This window comes from Mesorhizobium sp. P2_F7 (assembly GCF_056403695.1).
The window spans coordinates 548,102-565,967 of the sequence record NZ_JBFUFA010000001.1; the positions used below are offsets into that span (position 1 = coordinate 548,102).

The window sequence follows — 17,866 nt, forward strand, 5'->3', positions numbered from 1 at the left end:
AACCGGGAATTTGGATATGGCGGCGTTGGACCTTGCCAGGCTGATCACAGCCGCAGCGGACAGGATTGCCGCGCACGCCGACGAGTTGACCGCGCTCGACCAGGCGATCGGCGACGGCGACCATGGGCTGAATATGAAGCGTGGCTTCGATGCGGTGCGGGCCGAAGCCGCGGGATTTTCGGCAAAGCCACTGCCCGAAGCCCTGAAGGGCATCGGCACCAAGCTGGTGATGACGGTGGGTGGTGCTTCCGGACCGCTGTTCGGCACGCTGTTCCTGGCGCTCGGCAAAGAGATTTCGGCAGCGCCCGATCGCGCCAATCTGAGGGCTGCCTTCGGCAAGGCTATCGAAGCGGTGGCCGCCAGAGGCAAGTCGCAGGTCGGCCAGAAGACGATGCTCGACGTGCTGCAGCCGGTGCATGACGCGCTGGCGACGGGAAAGACAGGTTCCGAGATCGCTGACATCGCTGACCGGGCGGCCGAGGCGACCATCCCGATGAAGGCTTTGCGCGGCCGCGCTTCGTTCCTTGGCGACCGTTCTATCGGTCACATGGATGCCGGCGGACGCTCCGTCGCGTTGCTGGTGCGGGCTGTCGGCGAAACGCTGGAAGGTCAGCCATGAGCAATGTCGGCATCGTCATCGTCTCGCATTCGCCGCTGGTTGCCGAAGGCACGGCCGACATGGTGCGCCAGATGGTGGGCGACGAAGTGCCGCTTGCATGGTGCGGCGGAAACGGCCATGGCGGGCTCGGCACCAGCATCGAGGCGATCATGGGCGCCATCGACAAGGCCTGGTCGGAGGCCGGCGTCGCCATCCTCGTCGATCTCGGCGGCGCCGAGACCAACTCGGAGATGGCGGTGGAGATGATCGGCGAGCCGCGGGCGCAGAAGATCATCGTCTGCAACGCGCCGATCGTCGAAGGCGCGGTGATGGCGGCAACCGAGGCGTCAGGCGGCGCCTCGCTGAAGGAAGTGGTGGCGACGGCGCATGAATTGTCGCCGTCGTGAGTGAACGGGAAGTTTGAGCGCATGTCCGCATTTGCCGAGGCCACCGTCCTGATCACCCACGAGGTGGGTCTGCATGCGCGCCCTTCGGTGAAGTTCACCAAGCTTGCTAAGAGCTTTGCCGCCGAGGTGGAAATAGCGCTTGCCGCCAATGGCCCGTGGTTCGACGCCAAGAGCATCGTCAAGGTGATGGCAACCAGGGCGCCGAAAGGCACCATGCTGCATATCCGGGCCAGTGGCGAAGCCGCCACCGAGGCGGTCGGTGCGCTGGCCGAGCTGGTGCGGCGCGATTTCGACGAGGGTGCGGGCCATGCCCGAACCGCTTAGGCTGCAAGGCATTTCGGCTTCGGCCGGCTATGCCGAGGGGCCACTGTTCAATCTCGACCGCGGCCCTGCGCGCTACATAGGCAAGGTGACAGCCGGCGAGGAGAAGGCTGCACTGGAAGCAGCACTCGCCAGCGCGACGGACCGGCTCGCGACCCTGATCGAAACGGCCGATGACGAGGCCGCCGGCATTCTCGAATTCCAGATCGCCATGATTGAGGACGATGCCCTGACCGGTCCAGCCTTTGCCGCGATCGCATCAGGCATACCCGCTGACATGGCCTGGCGGCAGGCACTGGACACCGAGATCGCCGGCTATGAAACATCGGACCAGGACTATTTCCGCGCCCGCGCCGCAGACATCCGCGACATCAGGGACCGCGTGCTGCGCGCGCTGACCGAGGAGGATGAGAGCACTCCGCCCGCGGGCGCCATCCTCTATGGCGAGGACATTGCGCCGACGCGCTTTCTCGAAACCGACTGGACCGCCGGCGGTGGCATCGCGCTGAGGGCTGGCAGCACCGCCAGCCATGTCGCCATGCTGGCGCGCTCGCGTGGCGTGCCCATGGTGGTGGGGCTTGGCTCTTCGCCGGCCAATCCCAATGGCATGGCGCTGCTCGATGCCGAGCATGGCGGCATCGTGCTTTCGCCCTCGAAAGCCGAGATCGAGGCGTTCCACCATTCGTCGTCGTCCTTCGCGGCACGCCGCGACAAGGCCGAGGCCTATCTGGCGAAGCCGGCGGTAACCAAGGCCGGAACGGCTGTGCGCGTGCAGGTCAACATCGCCGATCCATCCGAAGTCGACGGCATCGACATTTCGACCTGCGATGGCGTCGGGTTGATGCGCACCGAATTCCTGTTCGGCAAGGCGCCGCCGGATGAGGAGACGCAATACCGCGCCTACCGAAAAGTGCTGGAGTGGGCCGGCGGCAAGCCGGTGACCATCCGCACCGTCGATGCCGGCGGCGACAAGCCGGTGCCGGGCTTTACGGTCGAGGAAGGCAACCCATTCCTCGGGCTTCGCGGCATCAGGCTGTCGCTGGCAAGGCCGGAGGTGTTTCGTCTGCAGATTCGGGCGTTGCTGCGCGCCGCCATGCACGGCAATCTGAAGGTGATGTTTCCAATGATTGCCGTCGTCGATGAGTACCAGCGCGCCACCGCTCTGTTCGCAGAAGAACAGGCAGGGCTCGTCGCACGCGGGGTCGCGCACAAAATGCCGCCGCTCGGCATCATGGTCGAGGTGCCGTCGGTGGCAATCGCACCGGAGGCGTTTGCCGATGTCGCCTTCTTCTCGATCGGCTCCAACGATCTGACCCAATATGTGATGGCCGCCGCCCGCGACAATGCTGCGGTAGCGCACCTCAATTCGGTCCGCCATCCGGCCGTGCTGCGGCTCGTTGCGGAAGTGACCGCGTTCGGCTTGCGCGCCAAAATTCCGGTCAGCCTGTGCGGCGATGCCGGCGGAGACCCCGCGGCGATACCGGCGCTGATTGAAGCCGGCCTGCGCGGTCTTTCCGTCGCTCCTGCGCAACTTGCCATGGCCAAGGCGGCTATCGCAGATGTTGCGGTCTAGGCGTGGCTGAGATGGTCGACAAGACACCAGAACCCGGCTCCGAAGAGGCGATCCGCGCCTACAAGACGATCCTGTCGCAGGTCATCGACCAGCGCCCCTCGGGCATGCGCCAGCGCCTTGCCGACGCCCTGGGCAAGCATCGCAGCTTCGTGACGCAGATCTCCAGCCCGGCCTATTCGATCCCGATACCGTCAAAACATTTGCCGGCTATTTTTTCCGTCTGCCATTTCAGTCCGGCCGAGCGCGATCATTTTCTGGCTGCCTACCATCTGGCGCATCCGGGGAAACTGTCGGTGGCCTCAGGCATGCGCAAGACCCGGCATGTGTCGCTGATCGTACCGGATTTTGGCGACGACAAGCAGAACGCGGCGCTCGACAGGGCGGTCAATGATTTCATCCAGAAGATTACCAGCATCACCGGTAAAAGCGGGGGCTGAGCGTTTCCTGGCGTTCGGGAGGACACATGAAGAAGTTTATCAATTCGGTCGACACGGTGCTGAGCGAAAGCCTCGATGGCTTCGTTGCCGCCCATGCCGACATCCTGGTGCTGGGTGACGAGCACAAATTCATCCGCCGCAAGGTGCTGAAGCCAGGGAAAGTAGCGCTGATCTCGGGCGGCGGCTCCGGTCACGAGCCGCTGCACGCGGGCTTTGTCGGCCACGGCATGCTAGACGCCGCCTGCCCCGGCCAGGTCTTCACCTCGCCGACGCCGGACCAGATGCTGGCTGCGGCTGAAGCCGTCGACACCGGCGCCGGCTGCCTGTTCATCGTCAAGAACTATGAAGGCGATGTGATGAATTTCGACATGGCGGCCGAGATGGCCGACGGCGTCCTGCAAGTGGTGACCAATGACGACGTCGCAGTCGAGAACTCGTCCTACACCACCGGCCGGCGCGGCGTTGCCGGCACGCTGGTGGTCGAAAAGATCATCGGCGCTGCCGCCGAGCAAGGCATGGCGCTGGCGGATCTCAAGGCGCTCGGAGATCGCGTCAACGCTGCGACGCGTTCGATGGGCGTGGCGCTGACCAGTTGCACCGTGCCGGCGGCCGGCCGGCCAACCTTCGACATCGGCGATGGCGAGATGGAATTCGGCGTCGGCATCCATGGCGAGCCCGGCCGGCGTCGCGACACGTTGAAAAGCGCCGATGCCATCACTGGGGAAATCGGCGTGGCGATCCTGGGCGATCTCGGCGCCAAGGCGAAAGGCCCCGCCCTGCTGTTCGTCAACGGCTTCGGCGGCACGCCGCTGATGGAGCTCTATCTGATGTACAACAGCGCCCGTAAAATCTTCGAAAACAGCGGCGTGACGGTGACCCGCTCGCTGGTCGGGTCCTATGTTACGTCGCTCGACATGGCCGGCTGCTCGATCACGCTAACCATGCTGGATGGCGAAACGACGGGCTTGTGGGATGCGCCTGTGCACACCGCTGCGCTGCGTTGGGGGGTCTAGACTAGCCGTCCGTCTATCGTGCCGACGGAGCCGTGTCCGCCGTAACGCTGGACAGTTTGCCCGCCTTGCGCAGCACCGGCGTCTGATATTGTTTCCTGGTCATCTCATTCCCCTGCTCCATGGGAGCCTTGGCCGTCAGCCCGCCGGACCGGTCGGGCCGGACGCACCGTTAGCCGCGGTCACGCTGGACAGCTTGCCTGCCTTGCGCAGCACAGGCGCTTCGTATGGCTTCCTGGTCATCGCATTTCCCCCTTTGCCGGCAAGTCCATAGTGGCCCCGACAAGGCCACTGGCTCCGGCTTCAGCAAACTGAAAGTCGCAGAAGTCTTAGGGCGGCGGCGCCTTTGACACCCCGCCGGCCACCTGGCTGGACAATTTTCCCGCCTTGCGCAGCACAGGCACCTCGTATGGCTTCTTGGTCATCCTATTTCCCCCTTTTGCCGGCGAGTCCAGTAGCGCCCCCCGGCATCTGGCCTCAGCCGAACCGAGGTCTCAGAAGTCTTAAACTGCCTTTGACGCTCCACCGGCCACCAGGCTGGATAATTTTCCCGCCCTGCGCAGCACAGGCGCCTCGTACCTTTTCTTGGTCATTCCAATGCCCTCCAGATTCCAATGCAAAAGAATGGACGGAAACCGCCGAAAGTCAATTCATGAGCCGGTTCGATCACCCACACGCTGGCTTCATGCATGCTTTTCTGCAACATACGCCCTCCCAGAGCAGTTCACTGAAACGGCGACCTGCCCTGGCTTCTTGTTTTGACGCAATTCCAGATGGGAAACCGCTGCACACCTTTCCTGGAATTGCTCGATTGGGCGAACGACATCCGGATTGATGCTGCCATCTCTTGCGCCTGCCGATGAAAAACTGCTGCTGACCTTCGCCGACCCGGAGGCGCCGGCTGCTGTTGGCAGTGACGTTGCTGCCAAAACCTTGCTGGCGCTGCTCGCCAATGCCGAGTTCCACGGCGTGCTGCCGATCATGCTGCGCAAGCTCAGGGAAATCGGCGACGCCCAGCTGCCGGCGGAAGCCGCGTTGCAGCAGAAACTGGCGGATCTGCGCGACCAGTCGACGCTGGCGACCGGCCAGTCGATGCTGCTGCAGTATCATGGCGACCGCATCATGAAGGCTTTGGCGGCGAAAGGCGTTCCGGCCCGGATCGTCAAGGGGCCGGTGTTCGCGCGCAAACTTTACCGCCACGCCGCCGACCGGCCCTTCACCGACATCGACATCCTGGTCGAGCCGGCCAGCATCGCCGAGGCCAACGCGGTGATTGCCGGATGCGGCTTCGATCTTTGGAGCGGTGAGGCGCAGTCGCAGGATTTGCAGGAGTTCAAATGGCTGGAGAAGGAGAATTCCAGCCTGCTGATCGAACTGCACGGCAACCTTGTGCACGATTCCGGCATGCGGCGGAGGCTCTCGCTGGGCTTTCGCGAATTGCAGACCATCGATGGCGGCGAGGCCGACACGCCGGCCGCGCTGCTGACCATCGCCATCGTCCATGCCGCGGGCGGGCACAAGTTCCACCGGCTGCAGCTTTGCGTGGACGTGCTGCAAGGCGTGCGCGCGCTTCGGTCATCCGCGGATGAGGATCGGCTGTTCGAGGCGGCGCGCATGAGCGGCATCGAACTTGAGCTGGCCACGGTCCTCAATGTGACGGGGCGGCTGTTCAATGCACCGCGCGCGATCGAGCTGGCTGAGCGCATCAAGCCCGACCTGTCGATACGTTTGGCCAAATGGCTGATCACCGGCGATACGCTGCTGGGCGTCAATTCCAGGGACAGGATGCATTCGCGTCTGCGCCGCGACGCCTTCCGCTGGGTCCAGCGCCTTACCCGATCCAAGCCCTATGCAGCCTGAGCAGGCAGTGAATCTGGAAGCGCCGCTCTCGGCTGTCTTTGTCTGCGAAATTTTCTCTCTCACCGCACCGATGCTGGCTGCCTGGGTTGAGAAAGGTCATCGCATTGCAGCCATTGTCATTCCCGGCCCGCTGCCGGGCAAGCAGTCGAGCTTCAGCACATGGCGGCGGCGCCGGCGCCGCAGGCCGGTCTTAAGGCGCTATCTCGGTCACAGACACCCGCCGCTGATCGAGTTCGGTCCGCCCTATGATTGGGCAAAGCTGGGGCATCGGCTGGCGGCGCTCAAGGCCGATCTCCTGATCTGCTTCGGTTTTCGCGGGCTGATCCCGCAGACGGTGCTGGCACTGTTTCCAAAAGGCGGGGTGAACCTGCATCCGGCGCTGCTGCCGCACTATCGCGGACCGCATCCGATTCACAGGCTGGTCATCGACGGCAACCACGCAATCCACGGCGGAGTGACGCTTCACAAGATGACAGCGGCATTCGACCAGGGTGATATTCTGGCGCAGGTCGCGTTATCCCCAGAGGATTGGCATTCGGCAGCGACCGTCTCAGCCGCTACAGCCATCGCAATGGCCGGGCTGGTGGCGGACGCCGCACCCGAGCATTGCCGTGGCAGGCTGACCGGCATGCCCCAGCCCAGCGGCGAGTATGTTTGGGCGCAGTTGGGGCGAAACCCGCTGATCGTTGGCCGCGAATGGTCGAGCGCCCATGTCGCACGACTATGCCGCATCGTAGGGCCGAGCGTTGCGGTCAACGTGCTGGTAAACGGAAAACCGGTTCGACTTGCGCAACCTGTCTTGCGGCCCCGACCCGTGACCGGCGAGGCGTCGATGCACCGATGGGGCGTTGTGGCATTTGATTGCGCAGACGGACGCGTTGTTCACCTGGTCTACAACCGGCTAACCCGACTGCTTATGCAACTGCAGCGAAAGCTGGGTTCCGTGAGCCAACGAAGGCCGGCGCTTCCGATACGAAGATTTGGATCTGAAGATTGAGTGGGTGCCTCAGTCTGCCAGCGCGGCGCGGATCAATGTTGACGCCTCGGCCGGGTTCTCGCCGACTTCCAGCGTAAAGGTTGGAACCGCTTTGACCAGCGTTGCGATCGTTGCCATGCGGCGCTTCTGCGCCGGCAAAAGGCCGGTCATGCCGGTCCTGACATTGTCGGTGGCGAGCGCCACCATGGCGTCTGTCCTGGTCATGGGGACGAGCCGGGTTTGCGCATCCGGCGAGCGGGCGAGATGAAGCAGCGCCGCAACCGGCCTGTCGATTGTCTCCTCGATGCGGATGATCTCGGCGAGACGTTCCAGCGAAACGGCCTGCTCGCCATTGGCGTCCCATTTGTCGCCAAGGCAGGGAGCCACGAAAGGCAGCATTGCGGCCGTGTGACGGTGGACCTTCACCTTGCGCGGCAAGCCCCAGGCCGTAATACCGCCATCGGCCAAAACCTTGAGGATCATGGCGTCGTCAGAGCACAGGCCGAAGCCTTGCGAAGCCAGCGCCAGCGACGTCGTCGACTTGCCGGTGCCGCTCGGCGCATGGATCAGCACGAGCGCCTCGCGGCCGGGCAATGTCAGGCCGGCCGTGTGGAGCATGTGCTGACCACCGGCATCGAGCGCGGCATCCAGCACCATCATCAGCAACGTCCATTTGACCTTGGCGTCGGGATGAACACGGATCTCGGCCCAGCCCTCATCGGCGTTGATCGAGACGGTCTGCAGGCCGGGAAAGATCAGGTGAACGAGGACGCCGCCATCGATCAGCCGGCAATGGCCGTCCTCCGGCACATCGCCGTCGAAAGCGAGTTTTCCGGCAGGCGATTCCTGTAACTCCGATGTCTCCACGATGTTGACGCGGAAAGCGGGCTCGACGGGGTCAGCCACACGCAACGTGCCAAGCAAAAGGTCGAAGCTCGGCCAGAGATCGGCCCGCGAGGCCGATATGCTGATGACCTGACCCTTGAGGTCAAAACAGAACGTGGCCGCCGAACCGGTCAAGCGGCATGCGCCTTTCCGGTATCGGCGTGATGGCGATAGATCTGCACCATGCCGGGGAGGCTGTCGCTGACCACCGGCCGGCCGTCGAGGCAGACCCAGCAATGGGCCGACATGCGCGGTTCCTGCATCGACTTCGGATCGACGCCGAAGCGCAGGTCCGGATCGAAGCCGGCAAAGCGCAGGAAGCGGTGGGCGAGCAGGCCTTCCCTGAGGCATCTGCGATCGCGCATCAGCCAGGGGTGCCTGACGGTGCGGTTGACGGCAGCCACGATGTAGGCGGACGACAGGCCGCGATAGGGGGCAGGCGCGCTGAGCGGCGCCCATTTCAACACCGATTCGAAGCTGCGGTGGCCTATCAGGACCGGCATCAGCCGCGCGCTTGTCCACAAATGGACGCGAAACAGGGTGCGCAGGAGAACGCCATCCGCCATCAGAGAGCCGGGTCGGCCAGAATGCCTTCGCTCACCAGCTCGGCGGCCAACGCCGCCATGTCCTGGTCGAGCGTATCCTTGTCGACCTCGAACTCGTCGGAAAGCAGGACGACGATCTGGTCGAGGCTGCGGGCGCCGTCGACCTTGTCGAGAAAGGCTTCGGTGGTGCCGTTGCAGGTGTAAAGCTGGCCGCTGCGCGCCAAAAGCACAACAGCGCCGTCGCCGACATGCTGGACCGAGGCGTCGTCCGCCAGCCGCAGGACCATTTCAGAAGCGATTTGGGCCATGGCGCCCTCCAGACCATTTTGCTGGAGAGCAGATAGCGCGGCGATGCGGCGCTGTCCATTGCGCGGGCGAGAAGGAGAACAGGTCAGTCTGACCGACCTGTGGCAATCCGGCAACGCCAACGCCTCTACGACACACGCAACCAAAACATGGTGGCGACATCCAATCCTGGGTTGTGGTAGCTTCCACATCGTTCAAGGTCTGAAGGCAGGAAAGCACCCCAGAAATAGTCGCGATAATCACTGCCGCAAACCGTCAAGCCGGCTATCGGACGGTGTCAAAGTCTTGCTTTTCTTACCTTAAGTAAGCTATGGAGTCGCCGGGTTTTGGGAGAGCATTGGGTATGCGTTACAATTGGGAGCGTGCTCCGACGGCGTTCGAACGCCATCGGAAGGCACTGGCAGCCGCCATATTGATTGCCGGTGGCGTCGGTCTGATGCTGGCGGCCTTGCCGCTTTAAGAGCTGATATCAGACACGGGCCCCACTGGGGCTCATAAGCCGTTGCCGCCTGCCGCAAGGCAGGATGCGGCTCAGCGTGCCAGTTTGTTCAGCGCACTTGGCCGGTCACCGCAATGAAGCGGCGGTCGCGCCCCTCAAAGCCCTGGCTGAAACGCTGCACCAGCACCGCCAGCACGGCCGGTTTGCCGGGTGGGGTGTATTTGTAGGATTCCGACAGGCTGTAGGAGGTCGGGCAATTGCGCGAACCGGGCACCGCCTTGTCCTCGTGCAGCACCTTGAACGGCTTGCCGTCCTGCCCCTGCAGCGACAGGCGGAAGCCGAGCGCCTTGCCCGTCTTGTCACCTTGAAGTGCCTTGTCACCCTGGAGCGTCTTGTCGCCTTGCTGGTCGTCCGGCTTTGCATCGTCGAAGCTTGCCGAACAATCCGTCTTCGAGTCGCCCAGGATCTCATCGAGCTGAAAAGTCGAAATCCCCGTTTCATCATAGAAGGGCGACAGCCATTTCTGTCCGGCTTGCTCGAGGCGGAAGATGTCGTTGTATTCGACCGTGTCGTCCGGGAAGGTGAACCGGTCAAAGCCAGTGCGCTCACCGGGCGCGGCGATGGCATATTTGGCCAGGATAGGCGCGGCTTGGCTGGCCGCCTGCGCCCGTGCCTGCTCCACCGTCGTTGTCGCCTCTTCCGATTCGTCGACGATGAGGATCGGCTTGCCGCCGACGAATTCGTCGGTTCTCGTGTCGATGATATCGATCTGCGACCAGCCGGAAATAGCGGCGTCGATCTCGCCATATTGCTCGAAGGCGAAATAATTGCCGTCGGGCGAAAAGTCGATGATGCGCCTGGCCGCGGCATCGCCGGCCTGGGCGGCGGAAACGATCGTCAACAGCAACGCTGCTGCAACGGCAGATCCAACCCCGTATCGCACCATCATTGCGCGCCCTGCCCCGATTTCAAACCCAGGCAATCGTGCCTGCAATTTGTGGCCAAGGCGAGAGCGACTATCTGCCGAATTTCGGGAGCCACATGGCATTTGAGGGAAGACATGGCCGAAAAAACCCGCATAGGCTATTGCAGGTAGGGAATTTCCCGAGGAGGGGTGAATGGCGTCACGCTACCATGAGGTCTACGACGGCTGGAAACGCGACCCGGAACAATTCTGGGCCGATGCCGCCGAGGCGATCGACTGGTATTCGCCGTGGACCAGCGTGTTCGATGCCAGTGCGGGCGTTTACGGCCGCTGGTTCAACGGCGCCACCTGCAACACCTGCTACAACGCCATCGACCGCCATGTCGCCGGCGGCCGCGCCGACCAGATCGCGCTGATCCATGACAGCGCCATCACCGGCACGGTCAAGACATTCACCTATGCCGAGCTCAAGCGCGAAGTGGTGGCGCTGACGTCGGTGCTGAAGAACCGCGGTATTGTCAAAGGCGACCGCGTGATCATCTACATGCCGATGGTGGCGGAAGCGGCGATCGCCATGCTGGCCTGCTCCCGCATCGGCGCGGTGCATTCGGTGGTGTTCGGCGGCTTTGCCTCGCACGAGCTCGCCACCCGCATCGACGACGCCAAGCCGAAGCTGATCATTTCGGCGTCCTGCGGCCTGGAGCCGGGACGCGTCGTTGCCTACAAGCCGCTGCTCGACAAGGCGATCGAGATGTCGAAGCACAAACCGGACGCCTGCCTGATCCTGCAGCGCGACCAGCTGCGCTGCGATCTGGCGGACCATTACGACATCGATTTCGCCGACGCGGTCGCCCGCGAGCGTGCGGCGGGCGCCAATGTCGACTGCGTGCCGATGCTCGCCACCGACCCGCTCTACATCATCTACACCTCCGGCACGACCGGCCAGCCGAAAGGCATCGTGCGCGACAATGGCGGCCATATGGTCGCGCTCAAATGGACGATGGAAAACGAGTTCGGCGTCAAGCCGGGCGAGGTGTTCTGGGCGGCATCCGATGTCGGCTGGGTGGTCGGCCATTCCTACATCGTCTACGGGCCGCTGCTGCATGGCGCGACAAGCGTTCTGTTCGAGGGCAAGCCGATCGGCACGCCCGACGCCGGCACTTACTGGCGGGTGATCGCCGAACACGGCGTGGTGGCCCTGTTTACGGCGCCGACCGCCTTTCGCGCCATCAAGGGGCAGGACCCCAAGGGCGACTTCGTTCCAAAATACGATCTGTCGAAATTCCGCACCTTGTTCCTCGCCGGCGAACGCGCCGACCCCGAAACCATCAAATGGGCGGAGCAGAAACTCAACGTGCCGGTGGTCGACCATTGGTGGCAGACCGAGACCGGCTCGCCGATGACCATCAACCCGGCGGGCCTTGGCCTGCTGCCGGTCAAATACGGCTCGCCCGGCGTGCCGATGCCCGGTTACGACATCCACGTGCTCGACGATGCCGGCCATGAGGTTCCGCGCGGCACTCTGGGCAATGTGGTGGTGAAACTGCCGCTGCCGGCGGGCTGCCTGCCGACGCTGTGGAATGCCGACGCCCGCTTCAGGCAGGCCTATCTCGAGGAGTTCCCCGGCTACTACAAGACCGCCGACGCCGGCATGATGGACGAGGACGGCTACCTCTATGTCATGTCCCGCACCGACGACATCATCAATGTCGCCGGCCACCGGCTGTCGACCGGTGCCATGGAGGAGGTGCTTTCAGCGCATCCCGACGTCGCCGAATGCGCCGTCATCGGCATCGCCGATCAAATGAAGGGCCAGATACCGCTCGGCTTCGTCGTGCTCAATGCCGGGGTTGCCCGCGATGCCGCTGCCATCGAAAGCGAGGTGGTCTCGCTGGTGCGCGAACGGATCGGCCCGGTCGCCGCCTTCAAGACGGTGGTGACGATCAAGCGCCTGCCCAAGACGCGCTCCGGCAAGATCCTGCGCGGCACCATGCAGAAGATCGCCGACAAGGAAGCGTGGACGATGCCGGCGACCATCGACGATCCTGTCATCTTCGACGAGATCACCGCGGCGCTCAAAGACCGCGGCATCGGGATCTGACCACCGGCGCTGCGGGGGCGGAGCCGCACAGAGGCGGCAAAATCATCCCGCACTGCAATCGTCTGTTGTGCAATGCAGCAACAGACTTTAAAGTTTGCGTGGGGGGCCATCCCGAAGGTACGGCATGGCTCAGCACAAGACGACATTCGGCGGCGTCGACATATTGCGTTTTTTGGCCGCCGCCATGGTGATGTTCTACCACTACGGCTTCTGGGTGTGGGCATTTCCCGACGGTATTTCGGCCCGCGCCACCGGCGGTATCCCGCCGCATCCGGAAATGGCCTTTGTCGGCTCCGGCTGGGTCGGTGTTCAAATCTTCTTCGTCATCAGCGGCTTCGTCATCGCCTTCAGCGCCGAGCGCTCGACGCCCTTGCGGTTCTTCGAGGCAAGGGTGAAGCGGCTGGCGCCGGCGGTCTGGGTTTGCGCCCCGATCACCGCTGTCGTGCTGCTCTGTCTCGGCCTCAGCTGGCCGACAGATGCGGTAATCCGGTTGCTGCGCACCGGGCTGTTCGTTCCCTTCGATCCGTGGGTCGACAGCGTCTACTGGACGCTCGGCATCGAGATCGCCTTCTACGCCATTGTCTGGACCTTGCTCAGGCTCGGCCGCTTCGATCTGATGGAAACGGTCGCCATCGTCATCGGGCTGGTCAGCACGCTGTTCTGGTGCCTGTATTATCCCCTCGATCTTTCCAACCTCGCCGAGACGCGCTGGCTGCAGCTGACGCTGGTGCATCATGGCTGTTTCTTTGCGCTCGGCGTCCTGTTGTGGCTGATGCGGTTCAAGGCGGTGACCCCGGCTCGGCTCGGCTTTGCCGCGGTGTTTCTGGCCGGCGGCGTGCTGGAGATCATGAGTTCCGTCGACGTGCATGCGATCAAGGTCGAAGCGGCAATGCCCTATGCGCCGCCGATCGTCATCTTCCTCGCCGCCGTGGTATTGATGGCATGGTCTTTGCGGCTCGATTTGTCCTGGTCCGGCTGGCGCCGCATCGGCCTGATGACCTATCCGCTCTATCTCCTGCATGACGTCGTCGGCGCGGCGATGATCGGCGCCATGATGCGCGCCGGCGTGCCCTATCCGCTTTCGATCGCCGTTGCCGGGGCGACGATGATTGCCGCCAGCTGGCTGGTGGCGATCGAGGCCGAGCCGCGCATCCGGCTTCTGCTCGACCACACCGTGTTCCGCTACCGCCTCAAGGCCGCCTGACCACCAGGCCTCGATACCCCCGGCGAAAGCAGTTGGTCGCCGTTATGGAATTTCCAACGCCTGCCCTGTATCCACGGGTTTGCGGTGCGCCATGAAGGCGTAGCGTGGCAACGAAACCCATTTTTCGGCAGGCATCGAGCCCCAGTGGCCTTGTTTCAGCGATCCAGACCCCCACGGACGGCGCCGCGCGAGCGCTTCGAAATGGATATGGAGGACACGGTCGTCTACGCGATCGGCGACGTGCATGGCTGCTACAAGGAATTGCTGTCGCTGGAAGAGAAGATCGCGCTCGACGGGCTGCAATTTCGCGGGCGCAAGATCATCGTCATGCTCGGCGACTATATCGACCGCGGGCCGCAATCGGCGCGCGTGCTCGACCATCTTCTGGCGCCGCCGCCACAAGGCTTCCTGCGCGTCTGCCTGGCGGGAAACCATGAAGTGGCGATGCTGCACTATCTCGACGGTTATCTCTCGCGCGATCGCTGGCTGGCGGTCGGCGGTCGCGAGACGCTGTTCTCCTATGGCGTCGATCCGGCGCGGCTTGCCAGCCTCTATGCATCCAGCGACGAGGTCGACCGGCGCGTGAAGGAGGTCATCCCGGCCAGCCATATCGACTTCCTGCGCAGCCTGCCGGTGTTGCTCTGTTCGGACAAATTCGTCTTCGTCCATGCCGGCATCAGGCCGGGCATCGACCTCGTGGCGCAGGATGAGCAGGACCTGCTCAACATCCGCGACGAGTTCTTCGATGCCGCCCATCTGCTCGACCGCTTTGTGGTGCACGGACATACGCCGGTCGACATCCCCCGGCTCGACGGACGCAGGCTCGATATCGACACCGGCGCCTTTCACAGCGGCCGACTGACGGCCGTCAGGATCGCCGACAAATTCGGCAAGCTGATCTTTTCCTGAGGGCAGGGCCGGCCCAGAAAAAGGCAGGGCGATTCTCTATCCCATGCTTTGATTTCGAGGTAACCATGGCAATAATACTTTCATTCGACAGTTGAATGAGGTTTTGCCAGGAGCGCGACGATGAGGATCGGCATTCCGGTTTACGATCATGTCGATATGCTCGACGTGACAGGTCCGTTCGAAATGTTCGGCTGGGCCGGATTCGAGATCGATCTGCTTGCCGAAAAGCCGGGCATGAAACGGTTCCGCGGCAACGGATTCGCCTTTGAAGTCACCAAAGGCTTTGCCGAAGCGCGCAAATACGATGCGCTCTGGGTGCCAGGCGGCGACCCGAAGGCGCTTGCCAAGATCATTGACGACCCCAAGCGCAGATATCTCGATTTTCTGATCAAGCAGGCGAAGCGTACGCCGATGGTATGCTCGGTGTGCGAAGGCGCCATGCTGCTCGCCGCCGCGGGGCTGCTGGACGGATACAATGCGACCACGCACTGGGCGTTCATTCCCTGCTTCGCCGAGCGCTTTCCCAAAGTCATCGTCGCCGAGGGCAACCCGCGTTTCGTGCTCGACCGCAACCGCCTGACCGGCGGCGGGATTTCGTCGGGACTGGACGAAGCGCTGATGTTGATCCAGCTGCTGAAAGGGACGGTTGCCGCACAGCAGGTTCAGCAAACGACGCAGTACTATCCCTCGCCACCCGTCAGTAGCGCCATACCGCCGGCGCCGGCGTCTTGCCCCATTCCGCAAGCCAAGGGACCAAAGCAGGCCAGCGTCTAACACTGGCCTGCTTGAACTCGTTCTGCGCCGGCTTTACGCGGCCGTCTTGGCGCGCAGTTCCGACTTTTCGAGGTAGTAGGTCGAGTAGCGATCGAAGAACCGCTCCGAACCGCCGAGCGAGCTGTACTTCGCCAGCTTCTTCAGATCGACCTTGTTGAGCACGGCGCCGACGACCTTGTTGGCGACGTAAGGCTCCTGCTCCAGCAGCGAGCGCACCATGGCGCGTGGTGTGCGGCCCCATTCGGCGACCAGCACGAAGCCGTCGACCAGCGGCGCGAAGGCCTTGGCATCGACCACGGGCCCGAGTGGCGGCAGGTCGACGACGATGTACTCGAACGTCTCCTTGGCGTTGTCGATGAAGCGCCGCATGCCGGCCGACGAAAGCAGCTCGCTGGTGTGCGAGAACTGCCCGCGCAGCACGGCCGGGATGATCGCCAGCTTGGTCTGGCGATCGACCTTGCCGACCGACTGCCAGGTCTGGCCGTTGACCACGGCTTCCATCAGCCCTTGCTCGGCCTCCATGCCGAGGTTGCGGCTGAGACCCGGATTGCGCAAATCGGCGTCGATCAGAAGGGTCTTCGAGCCGTTGGCGGCAAGCAAGCCGGCCAGATTGGCCGCGACCGTCGACTTGCCCTCGCCAGGCAGGACCGAGACCACGCCGATGACCCGGCTGCCTTGCCCTTCCATGACGACATCGAAGGCGATCTTGGCGTTGCGCAGCGTTTCGGAGAACATCGATGCCGGCGCGTCGACGCTGACCCGCATGCGCGCCCGCTTTTCGGCCGCCGACAAGGTATTGGTGCCTTTGGTATCCGCCCCACCGTCGTCCGTATCCTTGCCCAGCCTGCCGCCGATTGTCGGCAGATAGCCGAGAAATTTGAGGCCGACGCGATCGCGGATGTCCTCGCCGGTCCTGAAGAAGCGTTCGTTGAACTCGTTCAGGCCACCAAAGCCGGCGCCAAGCAGCACGCCAAGCACCAGTGACAGCGCCAGCACCCTGGAGGAGCGCGGGCTCGAGGCGGAAAGCGGCTGCGAGGCATCCGAGATGATGCGCACCTTGCCGACCGGGAAAGACTGCTGCTGCGAGGCTTCCTCGTAGCGGCCGAGGAAGGTCTGGTAGAGCGTGGTCAGCGCCTGCGCCTGCTGGTCGAGTTCGCGCAGCTTGACCTGGCTTTGGTTGTCGATGGAGCTCTTGCCGGCAGCGTCGGCGATCTTCTGCCTCAGCGACGTCTCGCGTGAAAGCGCGACTTCATATTCGTTGCGATAGCTTTCGGTCAGCTGCTTCAACTCGCCGAAAATCTGTGTCGACAGATCGGCCTTCTCCTTGGCCAACGCCACGGCTTGCGGATGGTCGGCGCCGAAATTGGCCGTCACGTCCTGCAGTCGCTTGGCGACGGTGAGATAGCGGGTCTTGAGCGTTGCAATGACGGAGCTTGCCGGCTGGTCGCTCGATATGGCGGAATCGTTGAAGGCGTTGTCGGAACCGCTTTCGACGATGGTTTTGTACTGCTGGTAGCGGGCGCTGGCGCGCGCCGTATCAGCCTGCGCGACGATGAGCTGGGCGGTAAGATCGGCGATCTGCTTGTCGCTGATCAGCTGGCCGTCGCTGTTGGCGGCAAGGCCGTGCTCTGACCTGAACTTCTCGACCGCGAGCGCCGCTGCCTGCGAGTTTTGCCGAAGCTCGGTCAACCGGCCCTGCAGCCAGACCGCCGCGCGCTCGGTGGCGTCGAAGCTGGCGTTGAGCTGGTCGGCCAGATAGGCATCGGCATAGGCCTTGGTGATTGCGGTGGCCAGCGCCGGATTGGTCGACTGGTAGCCGATGGCCAGCACATAGGAGCGGCCGTTGCGCTGCGCCAGCACCTCGCTCTGCAACTTCAGCACGGCGTAGTCGTGGCGCGCCGTCTGCATCATGGCCTGGCGTGTCGCCTCGTCGACGTTTTCCATACCGGGAATCTGGTCGGCGGAACTGGAGCGGAAATAGCCGATCACGCCGCGCACGAAGCCGATGCCCTTGACCAGCGCCGATTGCGGCGGGTTCATGAACTCAGCGTTCTCGTCGAGCTTCAGTTTGTCGACGACCACCGAAGCCAACCGCGCCGACGTAATGATTTCGATCTGGCTGAGCAAAGCGGCGTCGGTCTGCATGGTGACGGAGGCAGCCGAGATGTCGTCGACGACCTTGTTCAGGCCTTCGTCGATCAGAACGCTGGCGACCGACATATATTGCTTGGGCGTGGTCTGCAGATAAAGCACGCCCAGGAAAAGGCCGATGATGGCGCAGACCGCCACCACCTTGACCTGGCGCGCCGCCATGCCAAGCAGGCGCTCGACGTCGATGAAGTCTTCACCCTTTTCCTGATCAGTGTTGGGCAATGGCATCCTCTTGTCGAGAGGAAAGCTGGCATAATTCATCTTCGGTCCAATTCTAGGTTACAGGCGCCGGAGCGAGACGGGGTCAGTCCCCATCTCATCCGAAGCTGCGGAGATCGGGGGCGAGATATGCAACGCAAGCTTCGTGCCATCTGGCGCCGGGCCTGATCGGCCGGGCGCGCAAGCATGAGCTGCGCCATCGTCCAAACGCATATGCCCTCGAAAG

General features: G+C 63.4%; 18 protein-coding genes. 12 read left to right on the top strand and 6 right to left on the bottom strand.

Translation table 11 applies throughout. The features are described from left to right. The first annotated feature begins 16 nt into the window (after window positions 1–16). From dhaL to dhaK, 6 genes are read left to right on the top strand one after another with little or no spacing between them, the layout of a single operon-like run. Window positions 17–619 carry a dihydroxyacetone kinase subunit DhaL gene (dhaL, locus tag AC1DZ8_RS02500; RefSeq protein ID WP_477300269.1) on the top strand — a complete coding sequence of 201 codons (603 nt, stop codon included), beginning with the start codon at window positions 17–19 and terminating at the stop codon, window positions 617–619. Next, window positions 616–1,005, top strand: coding sequence for a dihydroxyacetone kinase phosphoryl donor subunit DhaM (gene dhaM, locus AC1DZ8_RS02505; protein WP_477300267.1), 390 nt, complete (start codon window positions 616–618; stop codon window positions 1,003–1,005). The genes dhaL and dhaM overlap by 4 nt, the downstream gene beginning before the upstream one ends. Before the next feature lie 21 nt (window positions 1,006–1,026). Then, window positions 1,027–1,329: an HPr family phosphocarrier protein gene (locus tag AC1DZ8_RS02510; RefSeq protein WP_181056479.1), complete on the top strand. Its 303-nt coding sequence runs from the start codon at window positions 1,027–1,029 to the stop codon at window positions 1,327–1,329. Then, window positions 1,313–2,899, top strand: a complete 1,587-nt coding sequence (gene ptsP, locus AC1DZ8_RS02515; RefSeq protein WP_477300265.1) for a phosphoenolpyruvate--protein phosphotransferase — start codon at window positions 1,313–1,315, stop codon at window positions 2,897–2,899. The genes AC1DZ8_RS02510 and ptsP overlap by 17 nt, the downstream gene beginning before the upstream one ends. A gap of 11 nt (window positions 2,900–2,910) precedes the next feature. Beyond that, the gene (locus AC1DZ8_RS02520; protein ID WP_477300263.1) at window positions 2,911–3,336 is read left to right on the top strand and encodes a hypothetical protein; all 426 of its coding nucleotides are present in this window, start codon (window positions 2,911–2,913) and stop codon (window positions 3,334–3,336) included. 26 nt (window positions 3,337–3,362) lie between these two features. Then, window positions 3,363–4,349, top strand: a complete 987-nt coding sequence (gene dhaK, locus AC1DZ8_RS02525) for a dihydroxyacetone kinase subunit DhaK (protein ID WP_477300262.1) — start codon at window positions 3,363–3,365, stop codon at window positions 4,347–4,349. A gap of 135 nt (window positions 4,350–4,484) precedes the next feature. Here dhaK and AC1DZ8_RS02530 read toward each other — a convergent pair whose 3' ends face one another. Beyond that, entirely contained in the window at window positions 4,485–4,589 is a 105-nt protein-coding gene (locus AC1DZ8_RS02530) for a lasso RiPP family leader peptide-containing protein (RefSeq protein WP_477300260.1), read from the bottom strand. Between the two features lie 591 nt (window positions 4,590–5,180). Between AC1DZ8_RS02530 and AC1DZ8_RS02535 the strand changes: the two genes are divergently transcribed. Together AC1DZ8_RS02535 and AC1DZ8_RS02540 are read left to right on the top strand one after the other, a co-directional pair. Next, on the top strand, window positions 5,181–6,206 hold the full coding sequence (locus AC1DZ8_RS02535; protein WP_477300258.1) for a nucleotidyltransferase family protein: 1,026 nt from the start codon (window positions 5,181–5,183) through the stop codon (window positions 6,204–6,206). 7 nt (window positions 6,207–6,213) lie between these two features. Next, a complete protein-coding gene (locus tag AC1DZ8_RS02540; RefSeq protein ID WP_477300256.1) occupies window positions 6,214–7,203 on the top strand; it encodes a formyltransferase family protein in 990 nt (329 codons plus the stop codon). Between the two features lie 9 nt (window positions 7,204–7,212). Here the strand turns inward: AC1DZ8_RS02540 and AC1DZ8_RS02545 are convergent, their stop codons facing one another. From AC1DZ8_RS02545 to AC1DZ8_RS02560, 4 genes are all read right to left on the bottom strand, one after another. Next, window positions 7,213–8,202, bottom strand: coding sequence for a serine kinase (locus AC1DZ8_RS02545; RefSeq protein WP_477300254.1), 990 nt, complete (start codon window positions 8,200–8,202; stop codon window positions 7,213–7,215). Next, window positions 8,199–8,633: a lasso peptide biosynthesis B2 protein gene (locus AC1DZ8_RS02550; RefSeq protein ID WP_477300252.1), complete on the bottom strand. Its 435-nt coding sequence runs from the start codon at window positions 8,631–8,633 to the stop codon at window positions 8,199–8,201. Before AC1DZ8_RS02550 ends, AC1DZ8_RS02545 begins: the two co-directional genes overlap by 4 nt. Further along, complete coding sequence (locus tag AC1DZ8_RS02555; RefSeq protein WP_454575842.1) at window positions 8,633–8,920, bottom strand: PqqD family protein; 288 nt, start codon at window positions 8,918–8,920, stop codon at window positions 8,633–8,635. Before AC1DZ8_RS02555 ends, AC1DZ8_RS02550 begins: the two co-directional genes overlap by 1 nt. Window positions 8,921–9,466: 546 nt before the next feature. Next, window positions 9,467–10,258, bottom strand: coding sequence for a DUF2259 domain-containing protein (locus tag AC1DZ8_RS02560; protein WP_477300249.1), 792 nt, complete (start codon window positions 10,256–10,258; stop codon window positions 9,467–9,469). A 217-nt stretch (window positions 10,259–10,475) separates the two neighbouring features. Here AC1DZ8_RS02560 and AC1DZ8_RS02565 point away from each other — a divergent pair, with 217 nt between their 5' ends. The 4 genes from AC1DZ8_RS02565 to AC1DZ8_RS02580 all read left to right on the top strand — a co-directional run bounded on the left by AC1DZ8_RS02565 (window position 10,476) and on the right by AC1DZ8_RS02580 (window position 15,270). Next, window positions 10,476–12,383 (top strand): propionyl-CoA synthetase, encoded by a 1,908-nt coding sequence (locus tag AC1DZ8_RS02565; RefSeq protein WP_477300247.1) that lies wholly within the window; start codon window positions 10,476–10,478, stop codon window positions 12,381–12,383. Window positions 12,384–12,507: 124 nt separating this feature from the next. Next, window positions 12,508–13,587 carry an acyltransferase family protein gene (locus AC1DZ8_RS02570; RefSeq protein ID WP_477300245.1) on the top strand — a complete coding sequence of 360 codons (1,080 nt, stop codon included), beginning with the start codon at window positions 12,508–12,510 and terminating at the stop codon, window positions 13,585–13,587. A 201-nt stretch (window positions 13,588–13,788) separates the two neighbouring features. After that, the gene (locus tag AC1DZ8_RS02575) at window positions 13,789–14,496 is read left to right on the top strand and encodes a metallophosphoesterase (protein ID WP_477400295.1); all 708 of its coding nucleotides are present in this window, start codon (window positions 13,789–13,791) and stop codon (window positions 14,494–14,496) included. Between the two features lie 120 nt (window positions 14,497–14,616). Continuing rightward, window positions 14,617–15,270, top strand: a complete 654-nt coding sequence (locus tag AC1DZ8_RS02580) for a DJ-1/PfpI family protein (protein ID WP_477300242.1) — start codon at window positions 14,617–14,619, stop codon at window positions 15,268–15,270. Window positions 15,271–15,303: 33 nt separating this feature from the next. Here AC1DZ8_RS02580 and AC1DZ8_RS02585 read toward each other — a convergent pair whose 3' ends face one another. After that, window positions 15,304–17,682, bottom strand: coding sequence for a polysaccharide biosynthesis tyrosine autokinase (locus tag AC1DZ8_RS02585; protein ID WP_477300240.1), 2,379 nt, complete (start codon window positions 17,680–17,682; stop codon window positions 15,304–15,306). Window positions 17,683–17,866: the final 184 nt, after the last annotated feature.